General features: G+C 68.1%; 7 protein-coding genes. All 7 read left to right on the forward strand.

Annotated features, from left to right (window positions below):
* Positions 1-3: 3 nt before the first annotated feature.
* Positions 4-1,425, forward strand: coding sequence for a replication-associated recombination protein A (locus E5679_RS20020; protein ID WP_138419209.1), 1,422 nt, complete (start codon positions 4-6; stop codon positions 1,423-1,425).
* A gap of 212 nt (positions 1,426-1,637) precedes the next feature.
* The gene (gene rpsD, locus E5679_RS20025) at positions 1,638-2,261 is read left to right on the forward strand and encodes a 30S ribosomal protein S4 (RefSeq protein WP_138419211.1); all 624 of its coding nucleotides are present in this window, start codon (positions 1,638-1,640) and stop codon (positions 2,259-2,261) included.
* A gap of 103 nt (positions 2,262-2,364) precedes the next feature.
* The gene (locus tag E5679_RS20030; protein ID WP_138419213.1) at positions 2,365-2,745 is read left to right on the forward strand and encodes a DUF948 domain-containing protein; all 381 of its coding nucleotides are present in this window, start codon (positions 2,365-2,367) and stop codon (positions 2,743-2,745) included.
* 13 nt (positions 2,746-2,758) lie between these two features.
* Positions 2,759-2,971 (forward strand): hypothetical protein, encoded by a 213-nt coding sequence (locus tag E5679_RS20035; protein ID WP_138419215.1) that lies wholly within the window; start codon positions 2,759-2,761, stop codon positions 2,969-2,971.
* Between the two features lie 151 nt (positions 2,972-3,122).
* Positions 3,123-5,813: an alanine--tRNA ligase gene (gene alaS / locus E5679_RS20040; RefSeq protein ID WP_138419217.1), complete on the forward strand. Its 2,691-nt coding sequence runs from the start codon at positions 3,123-3,125 to the stop codon at positions 5,811-5,813.
* A 75-nt stretch (positions 5,814-5,888) separates the two neighbouring features.
* On the forward strand, positions 5,889-6,401 hold the full coding sequence (ruvX, locus tag E5679_RS20045; RefSeq protein ID WP_338055937.1) for a Holliday junction resolvase RuvX: 513 nt from the start codon (positions 5,889-5,891) through the stop codon (positions 6,399-6,401).
* Between the two features lie 5 nt (positions 6,402-6,406).
* The coding region (locus E5679_RS21375) for an endolytic transglycosylase MltG (RefSeq protein ID WP_249336252.1) at positions 6,407-7,965 on the forward strand (1,559 nt) is incomplete at its 3' end.

Raw genomic sequence — 7,965 nt, forward strand, 5'->3', positions numbered from 1 at the left:
CTGATGGAAAGTCTGTTCGGATTGGAGTCCTCGGACGACGGCGAGGCCGACGAGGCATTCGACCGAACCCGGGAGGCCCAGCGGAGCCCCCTCGCGGTTCGCATGCGGCCGCGGTCGCTCGACGAGGTGGTCGGCCAGCAGCACCTGCTGGGCCCGGGTTCTCCGCTGCGCCAGCTCGCGGCGGGAGCGGCCGCGAGTGGCCCCACGGGTCCGAGCTCGGTCATCCTCTGGGGCCCGCCCGGAACAGGCAAGACGACGCTTGCCCACGTCATCGCCCGCGGGCCCGGCCGGAAGTTCGTCGAGCTGTCTGCGATCACGGCCGGCGTGAAGGACGTTCGCCGGGTCATGGACGAGGCACTCACGGCCCGAGACCTGCACCGCATCACCACCGTCCTCTTCCTCGACGAGATCCATCGCTTCACCAAGGCCCAGCAGGACGCCCTCCTCCCCGGCGTCGAGAACCGCTGGGTCGTGCTCGTGGCGGCAACCACCGAGAACCCGTCGTTCTCGGTTGTCGCGCCGCTCCTGTCCCGCTCTCTGCTCCTCACGCTCCAGCCGCTCACCGAGGACGATATCCGCGGCCTGCTCGAGCGGGCGGTGACCGACGTGCGCGGCTTGGGGGACGCCGTCGTCCTCTCCGACGACGCCGCTGAGCACCTCGTTCGGCTGGCCGGAGGTGACGCCCGGCGCGCGCTCACGGCGCTCGAAGCGGCTGCCGCCGTCGCGCTCGACGAGGCCGCACGGGAGAGCCGCAAGGAGGACGACGACGGCGCTCCCCAAGGTGCGCCTGTCACCGTCGAGGTGCGCCACACCGAGAAGGCCCTCGACGTCCATGCGGTTCGCTACGACCGCCAGGGCGACATGCACTACGACGTCATCAGTGCCTTCATCAAGTCGATCAGGGGTTCCGACGTCGACGCCGCGCTGCACTATCTCGCGAAGATGGTCGAGGCAGGCGAAGATCCCAGATTCATCGCGCGCCGCATCATCATTTCTGCGGCGGAAGACGTCGGCATGGCCGACCCGACCGCGCTCCAGACAGCTGTCGCCGCGGCGCAGGCCGTCCAGCTGATCGGCATGCCGGAGGGTCGGATCGTCCTCGCCGAAGCCGTCGTGCACCTTGCCACGGCGCCAAAGTCGAATGCCGCCTATATGGGGATCAATGCCGCGATCGCCGACGTGCGCGCCGGGCGCGGGGTGGGAGTTCCCGCCCACCTCCGCGACGCCCATTACGCGGGGGCGCAGCGGCTCGGGCATGGCGCCGGATATGTCTATGCGCACGATGCACCCCATTCAGTGGCGAGTCAGCAGTATCCGCCGGATGACCTGGTCGGAAAGGACTACTACGTCCCCACCGGGAACGGCGCCGAGCGGGAGATCGCCGCGCGGCTCGAGCGGCTGCGGGCGATCATTCGCGGGGGCTGACCGTCGAGGCACGTGATAGGCTAGATGATCGTCTGGCACGTCCTGCCTGCCCTCATCTATGCCTGTGTTAAATCAGAGCTGTGTTCGATCACAGCCTGTTTGATCACCTTCATGACGAGAGCAGCGCGGATGGCAGCTGAAGGCAGCAGCGGGCCGAAGCTCTCCCACCTGGAGGCCAGGATTCATGAACCCTGCACAACGAAAGGACACCCGTGTCGAGCACTCGTGCCCGCCGGCAGACGCGCCTCTCGCGCGCTCTCGGCATCGCTCTGACCCCCAAGGCCGCCAAGTACATGGAGCGCCGTCCGTACGGCCCCGGTGAGCATGGCCGCGCCCGCAAGAAGCAGGACTCCGACTACGCAGTGCGTCTCCGCGAGAAGCAGCGTCTGCGTGCCCAGTACGGCATCCGCGAGGCGCAGATGACGCGCCTCTTCGAGGAGGCCAAGCGCACCAAGGGCCTCACCGGTGAGAACCTCATCGAGCTGCTCGAGATGCGTCTGGACGCTCTCGTGCTCCGCGCCGGCTTTGCCCGCACGATCGCTCAGGCCCGCCAGCTCGTGGTCCACCGTCACATCACCGTTGACGGCAAGCGCGTCGACCGCCCGTCGTTCCGCGTCTCCGAGGGCCAGCTCGTGGGCGTCCACGAGCGCTCCGAGACGATGGCGCCGTTCCAGGTTGCCGCCGCCGGCGCGCACCGCGACGTCCTCCCGGCTGTGCCGGGCTACCTCGACGTCAAGCTCGAGGCCCTCCAGGCCCGCCTCGTGCGCCGTCCCAAGCGCTCCGAGATCCCGGTGACCTGCGAAGAGCAGCTCGTCGTCGAGTACTACGCGCGCTGATCCTCATCAGCCTGTCTGGGCTGTCTTGCCGTTGAGGGGGATGCCGCGCCGGCCCCTGTAAGGTAGCGAAGGGACGCCGACCGGCGGCCCGTGAGGAGGGATTGTGTCCGGCTCGGACATCGCCGGCCTGATTGCTGCAGGCGTCTTCGCCGTCCTGGTCGCACTGCTTGCCGTGCCGATCGTCAAGCTGGGGCGGGTCTTCGACGAGCTCCGGCAGTCGATCCGATCGCTCGCCGACGGAGCGACCCCGCTCATGGACGAAGTGACTTCCACGGTCTCGATGACGCACGAACAGCTGAAGAAGGTCGACGGCATCGCGGCGAACGTCTCGGATGCCACCGCCAACGTCTCGGCCCTCTCCTCGCTCATCGCCGCCACCGTCGGTTCCCCGCTCGTCAAGGTCGCGTCGTTCTCCTATGGTCTCCGCATGGCTTGGGCTCAACGGGGCGACAGTTCGAAGCCCACCGGTCGGCGGAGCAGGTAGAGAGGGGCACAGCATGAGGAGCGTGTTCTGGCTCTCCCTCGGCGTGGTGATCGGGGCGGCCGCGTACCGGAAGGTGCAGCAGCTGCGCGCGAACCCGCAGGAGGGCGGCCTCAACCGTGCGGCTAACGGGCTCGTGGACTCGGCAGCGCATTTCGCGGACGACGTTCGTCGGGCCATGGCGGTGCGCGAGACCGAACTCAGGAACGCATTGGGTCTCGAATCCTAAGCGGCCTCGAGTCCTCAGAGGCCCGGGCCGTTCGCGGCCCACCGACGGTTCGGGGCACAATTGAATGTCGCGGTCAGAGCAGGATGCCGGCCGTACTGGGTCGCGCGGGAGCGCGGCTGCACAGGTTTTCAGAAGGGTAGAAGCACAGACCATGAAGTCGCACGAGATCACCCGACGCTGGGTCGACTACTTTGTCAGCAAGGGGCACACAGCCGTGCCTTCGGCGTCGCTTGTCTCGAGCGATCCGTCGCTGCTCTTCACCGTCGCGGGCATGGTGCCCTTCATCCCGTACCTGACCGCCCGCGAAGAGCCGCCGTTCCCGCGCGCCACAAGCGTGCAGAAGTGCATCCGCACCGGTGACATCGAAGAGGTCGGCAAGACGGCCCGCCATGGCACCTTCTTCCAGATGTGCGGCAACTTCTCCTTCGGCGACTACTTCAAAGAGGACGCGATCAAGTTCGCCTTCGAGCTGCTCACCAAGAGCGTTGACGACGGCGGCTACGGGCTTCCAGCGGAACGTCTCTGGGTCACTGTGTACGAGGAGGATGACGAAGCCGAGCGCCTCTGGCTCGCCAACACGTCCATCCCGGCCGAGCGCATCCAGCGGATGGGCAAGAGCGACAACTACTGGTCCACGGGCCAGCCGGGTCCCGCGGGCCCCTGCTCGGAGATCTACTACGACCGCGGCCCCGCCTATGGAGTTGAGGGCGGCCCCGCGGTGGACGACACTCGCTACGTCGAGATCTGGAACCTCGTGTTCATGCAGTACCAGATCGAGAATGTGCGCTCGAAGGTCGAGTTCGACATCGTGGGCGAGCTCCCCAAGAAGAACATCGACACCGGACTCGGCATGGAGCGTCTCGCGATGATCCTGCAGGGCGTCGAGAACATGTACGAGACCGACCAGGTGCGCCCCGTCATCGACAAGGCCGCTGAGCTCTCCGGCAAGGAGTACACTTCCGCGGAGACGGATGAGGACCCGCACCACGCCGACGACGTGCGGATGCGCGTTGTGGCAGACCACGTGCGTTCGGCTCTCATGCTGATCGCCGACGGCGTGACCCCCTCCAACGAGGGCAGGGGCTACGTGCTCCGCCGGCTCATCCGCCGTGCCGTCCGGGCCATGCGACTCCTCGGCGTGGAGAAGCCCGTGCTGCCCGCACTCCTTCCCGCGTCGCGGGACGCGATGAAGGGCGTGTACCCCCAGGTCGAGCGCGACTTCGATCGCATCAGCCGTATCGCGTACGGGGAGGAGAAGGCGTTCCTCCGCACGATCGCCGCGGGCACGGCTCGCCTCGATGAAGCTGTCAAGGTCTCGAAGTCCTCAGGCACCCCGCTCTCCGGCGAGGAGGCCTTCACCCTCCACGATACGTACGGCTTCCCGATCGACCTCACCCTCGAGATGGCCGAAGAGGCCGGGGTCGCGGTCGACGAGGCTGGCTTCCGTGCGCTCATGGAAGATCAGCGCAGCCGCGCGCGTGCCGACGCGAAGGAGAAGAAGAGCGGCCACGCGGACCTCACGGTCTTCCAGGAGCTCCTCGCGCAGGGGCCGACCGTCTTCACCGGCTATACCGAGCTGGAAGGGGAATCCCGTGTGCGCGGGCTGCTCTCCAAGGGCTCGCACATCGACCGCGCCGCCGCGGGTTCCGAGGTCGAGATCGTCCTGGAGGAGACGCCCTTCTACGCCGAGGCCGGCGGTCAGGCTGCGGATACCGGCCTCATCATAGGCGACGGCTTCGTGGCCGAGGTCCTCGACGTCCAGCGTCCCGTGAAGGGGCTCAGCGTCCATAAGGCGATCATCCGGGAAGGCGAGCTGCCGGCCGACGCGCTGGTTCGGGCCGCAGTCGACCGCGAGCGGCGCCACGCAGCCGAACAGGCCCACACCGCGACCCACCTGGTCCACGCGGCCCTGCGCCAGATCCTCGGGCCTGAGGCCGTGCAGCGCGGCTCGTTCAACAAGGCGGGCTACCTCCGGTTCGACTTCGCGTGGGGCGAGCAACTGAGCGGTGCGGCGCGGAGTGAGATCGAAGAGGTCTCCAACCTCGCGATCCGCGACAACTTCACGGTCAACACTTCTGAGATGCCGCTCGCCGAGGCGAAGGCGGCCGGCGCCATGGCGCTCTTCGGTGAGAATTACGGCTCACGCGTACGCGTCGTGGAGATCAACGGGCCCTGGTCCATGGAGCTGTGCGGTGGAACGCACGTCGACTCGACGGCGCTCATCGGTTCCCTCACGCTCCTCGGCGAGCAGTCCGTCGGCTCGGGCAATCGTCGTGTCGAGGCTTTCGTGGGGCTTGACGCCTTCCGCCATCAGGCGGCCGAGCGGGCCCTCGTGTCCGAGCTCACGGAGATGTTCAAGGTTCCCTCGGCTCAGCTCACGGAGCGGATCAGCGCGACGCTTGCCAAGCTCAAGAATGCCGAGAAGGAACTCGAACGCCTCCGCAAGGAGAAGCTTGCAGCCGCAGCCGCGTCCCTCGCCGACACGGCGAAGGATGTTGCCGGTGTTCGGCTCATCACGCACGATGCCGGCGAGGTCTCTTCGGCTGATGAAGTCCGCAGCCTGGCACTCGATCTGCGCGGGCGGCTCGGTGCGGGCGCTGCGGACGCAGCTGCCGTCGTCGCGGTGGCGGGAGTGGCGAACGGACGTCCCCTCATCCTTGTCGCCACGAACGAGGCCGCTCGGAAGGAAGGCGTTAAGGCCGGTGCCCTCGTGCGGACGGCGGCGGGCATCCTCGGGGGCGGCGGGGGCGGCAAGGACGACGTCGCGCAGGGCGGCGGCTCCGACCCGTCCAAGGTCGTCGAGGCCCTCGGGGCGATCGCCTCGGCCGTGGCCGCTCGCTAGTGGAGGCTTCTGACGGGGAGCAGCCTTATGACGATTGAAGGTTCGGATGCGGAACGCCCCGCGTTCCGCCGAGGAGTGCGCTTGGGGGTCGACGTCGGCACCGTCCGAGTGGGCTTGGCAGCATGCGATCCAGACGGGATCCTCGCGAGCCCACTCCGGACGCTGACGAGAGACAAGAAGAAGAACTACGACGTCCGCGTTGTTGCTCGGGAGGCAGCAGAGCGGGACGCCGTCGAGGTCTTCGTCGGTCTCCCTCGCACCCTGAGAGGAGCCGAGAGCGCTTCAGCTGAGATGGCGCGGACCTTCGCTGGGCTGCTCGCCAACAGGCTTGCGGACGACGGCGTCGCGTGTGACGTACGGCTCGTGGACGAGCGCTTCACGACCGTCGAGGCTCATCGGAGCCTCCGCTCGGCTGGCCTCGCGACGAAGGACCACCGTAGAGTGGTGGATCAGGTGGCCGCCGTCGGCATCCTTGAGCATGCCCTCAGCCTGCTCAAGGGAGGCGGCGGCGAAGCCGGAGAACTTGTGCCGCCCGAGGCGGAGCGCGGTGGGGGAATCCGCCGAGACGATCCGAACAGGAGTGCGTAGCCAGGATGGACCCTCAGGACCAGGAGTTCCGGTCCGCGCCCGACCGACCCCTGACCCGTCGAGAGATCAGGGCACGCGAGCGCGCGCAGGCCGAGGCACAGGAGCGCAGGCTCGCCGAGTCGGCCAAGGCTTCCGGGCAGCCCAAGCCTTCGGAGCAGCCGAAGCCTTCCGGGCAGCCCAAGAAGGCGGAGCCGACCAAGCCGTCTGAGCAGCCCCCCAAGGCGGCACGGCCTGCCAAGCTCGCAGAGACAGGCGCCGCGGCGCCTGCTGCACCGTCGACCCCGGAAGCGCCAGCGCAGGACGATGCCAGACCTCTCTCCCGTCCGCGTACCGGGCGGACCCTCGCGGACTGGCCCGCGCCCGTCCCGGCATCGGCAAGCCATCTGGTAGTGAAGGGCGCTCCGGTCTACGAGGCAGAAGAACGGCTCGCCGCGAGCTTCCGCCCCACGGCAGGTCCACGCGAGAACACACCGGTCCAGGGCGCGACAGGTGCCATCCCCAAGGCCCCGACGGCCCGCCCTCAGGCGCCGACGGCGAGGCCGGGCAACGGCACAACGCCGGTCGAGCCTGCCACTGGGGGTCTTTCAGTCCTCAAGCGCGCTCAGGCGGCGCGGGCGGCCTCCCAGGCTTCCTCCTCGGCCGCCGATGCGGTCGCAGACCTCCCCATCGTCGATGGAGTCGACGGGCGCCATCGGGATGCTGCTCAGCGGCATCAGCCGAGCGGTACGCAGACCCTCGCCCATCCCGCGGTGGCCGCCGAGGCCGCTGCCGCTGCCGAACCGGGGCTGCTCACAGACATTCTGACGGCTGTCCCGGACGCCCAGGACGCCCTTCACGAGCCGGCTGTCCATGAGTCGACCGTGCACGAGACTGTGTTCGCGTCGGCGGAGGAGGTCAAGGCTCCTCGGCGGAGGTCACGTCAGTTCAAGGCACTCTTGGCCATGTCCATCACGCTCGCATTCATCGTGGTGGCCTGTTTCGTGGGGGCCGCCGTCCTCCGGCCGATTCTCGGCATGGACAAGGTCGCGGACTACCCAGGTCCTGGCACGGGACAGGTCGTCGTCACGGTCCAGCCCGGATCGGGGGCCCGTGCGGTCGCGCAGGACCTCCAGCAGGACGGCGTGATCGCCGACGTGGACACCTTCCTCAAGGCGTTCGCCTCGACCGGCGCGAGCCTGCATCCGGGTGATTTCACGTTCAAGAAGCAGATGAAGTCCTCGGATGCGGCGCAGGTGCTGGCGGGGGACAGTGCGAAGGTGATGTATTTCGCGCTCAGTGCTGGGCTGCGGGTGAATGAGTCGCTGGACATCATTGCGAAGTCGGCGGGGGTGGACCGGAAGGACCTGGACAAGCTCAATGCCCAGCCGGGGCAGTTCGGGCTGCCGGCGCAGGCGAAGAACCTGGAGGGGTATCTGGCGCCGGGGGAGTACCGGTTCCCGGTGGGGACGTCGGCGAAGGACATCCTCACGGCGCTGGTCTCGGGCACGGTCGATGAGCTCAAGAAGGATGGGATCACGGATCCGGGGAAGCAGTACGAGGTGCTGACGGTGGCCAGCATCGTCCA

This window comes from Sinomonas gamaensis, from assembly GCF_005876955.1.
GTDB classification, from domain to species: Bacteria; Actinomycetota; Actinomycetes; order Actinomycetales; family Micrococcaceae; genus Sinomonas; species Sinomonas gamaensis.